Origin of the sequence: Sandarakinorhabdus sp., from assembly GCF_040398645.1 — a bacterium.
GTDB lineage: Bacteria > Pseudomonadota > Alphaproteobacteria > Sphingomonadales > Sphingomonadaceae > Sandarakinorhabdus.
Genome location: NZ_JBBATR010000113.1, coordinates 1 through 1,960, shown reverse-complemented (window position 1 = coordinate 1,960; position 1,960 = coordinate 1). Strand labels below are relative to the sequence as shown.

The following is a 1,960-nucleotide window of genomic DNA, read 5'->3' as shown; positions in this document are numbered from 1 at the left end:
CCAGTCAGCAGGCTAGGGGCTTTGGCCTTGGTGCCGAGCCGCCGCTCGACTCGGTTGTGTGCCATGATCGCCTGCACCTCCTGCCATAGCGCGAGGTCAATGATCGCCGCGTGCTCGCCGGGATAGACATTGCCCTTGTGACTGACCTCACCGGTGTAAGTGCGGTTGGCCAGCAAATAGGCCAGGGGCCCCTTGGTGAACGCGATGCCGCCAACGCTGCGCCCGTCTTTATAGACCCGCTGCTTGGTGCGGACCCCGTCACATTCCAGCGCCTCGACCAGAGCGCCGATCGACCGCAACTCGCGGTAGCGCGTAAATATCCGCCGTACGATCTCCGCTTCGGCTTCGTTGATCACCAGCTTGCGGTCCCCAAGGTCATAACCCAGCGGCACCGGACCACCCATCCACATGCCTTTAGCTTTGGAGGCCGCAACCTTGTCGCGAATACGCTCCCCGGTGACCTCGCGCTCGAACTGCGCAAAGCTGAGCAGGACGTTCAGTGTGAGCCGGCCCATGCTGGTGGTGGTATTGAACGACTGGGTGACGCTGACGAACGAAGCACCAGCCTTGTCGAGCACCTCGACGATCTTGGCAAAGTCCGCCAGGCTGCGGGTCAGCCGATCGACCTTATAGACCACTATGGTATCGACCTTGCCTGCTGCCACATCTGCCATGAGCTGCTTGAGGCCCGGCCGGTCCATGGTGCCGCCCGAGTAGCCACCATCGTCGTAGAACTCGGGCACCAGGGTCCAGCCTTCGTGGCGCTGGCTGCCCACATAGGCCACACAGGCCTCCCGCTGGGCATCGAGGCTGTTGAACGCCTGCTCCAACCCCTCCTCGGTCGACTTGCGCGTATAGACCGCGCAGCGCAGCTTGGCTCGCTCAGCCATCGGCGGTTCCCACCACGTTGATGTTGGCACAGTCTGCGAGGCTGGCGCGGCCAGTGCCTAAACCGGCGGTGCGTGAGACGCCCACCCGCTTCGACTTCAGCCCAAAGAACCGCGGCCCCGACCAGCGGGTGCCAGTGACCTCGCCGCTGATATGGGTCAGAGACCGATACTGCCGGCCGTCGAACTCGAACCCCTGTTCGGTCACCAGCACGTTGATGGTCTGGCCGCGCCAACTGCGCACCAGCCGGGTCCCTGGCTTGAGGCTGATATCATGCGCAGAGGTCACCTCGCCGGTCTTGCGCAGGCGTTCTGTGGCCTTGGCCAGCTCTCGCCGGACCGACGCGGGCAGGCCGCCATGGCGGCGTTCCTGAAGGCGCCAGGCGATCGCACGCGCCATCAGCTCCGGGCTCAGATCGGGCGGGGGTTGGCGGAAGGTCTCCCGCCATGCCGCCCGCAGCTGGGCAGGCGACATGGCGGCAAGATCGCCCAGTTGGCTCTCAAGGCTCACTCAGAGGCCTCTGAGACGGGGTTAAGAGGGGCAGCAGCGATACGATAGCTGGTCTCGCCGGACTTGCGCGCTTCCTTCACCAGGGTCCGGCCGGCTTTGCGCAGGCCCGACAGGAACGCACGGGCGCTGTGCGGCTGCCAGCCGGTCGCCTCCTGCATCTCGGCGATGGTGGCGCCGCGGGCGCGGGTCAGGAGCTTGGTGACGAGCGTGGTGTTCGACACGCGACGGGCTGGGGCGGTGGGCGCTCCGGTTGCGGGCGGCTGGGCGGCCGCGATCATTGTGTCGGTCATGTTCAGGTCTCCGGCGGGGCGGCGCCAAATGCGCGGCTCCCACGACCTGATGCCCCGGGGTTAGGAAGCCGGGGCGGGGCGACTCACTGTGGCCGCTCAACGACCAACGCTCTTTTGGAGCCGGATGTCGAGTGGGAAGGGAGGGGCTGCCAGACGTGGAATGTCGGCCAGCGGTTTGTTTCGATCCACGCCCCCGTGAAGGGGCGACGCTGTCCGTGCCGCGCGCGTACATCTTCACCTTGTTTCGATCCACGCCCCCGTGAAGGGGCGAC

General features: G+C 66.1%; 3 protein-coding genes. All 3 read right to left on the bottom strand.

Annotation, left to right across the window (positions count from 1 at the left end; genetic code table 11):
• Positions 1–890, bottom strand: an 890-nt coding sequence (locus tag ABWP50_RS13450) for a recombinase family protein (RefSeq protein ID WP_353218497.1), incomplete at its 3' end; no start/stop codon positions are given.
• Positions 883–1,398 carry a DUF2924 domain-containing protein gene (locus ABWP50_RS13445; RefSeq protein ID WP_353218496.1) on the bottom strand — a complete coding sequence of 172 codons (516 nt, stop codon included), beginning with the start codon at positions 1,396–1,398 and terminating at the stop codon, positions 883–885. The genes ABWP50_RS13445 and ABWP50_RS13450, both read right to left, overlap by 8 nt.
• Complete coding sequence (locus ABWP50_RS13440) at positions 1,395–1,688, bottom strand: DUF3489 domain-containing protein (RefSeq protein ID WP_353218495.1); 294 nt, start codon at positions 1,686–1,688, stop codon at positions 1,395–1,397. The genes ABWP50_RS13445 and ABWP50_RS13440 overlap by 4 nt, the downstream gene beginning before the upstream one ends.
• Positions 1,689–1,960 lie beyond the last annotated feature (272 nt).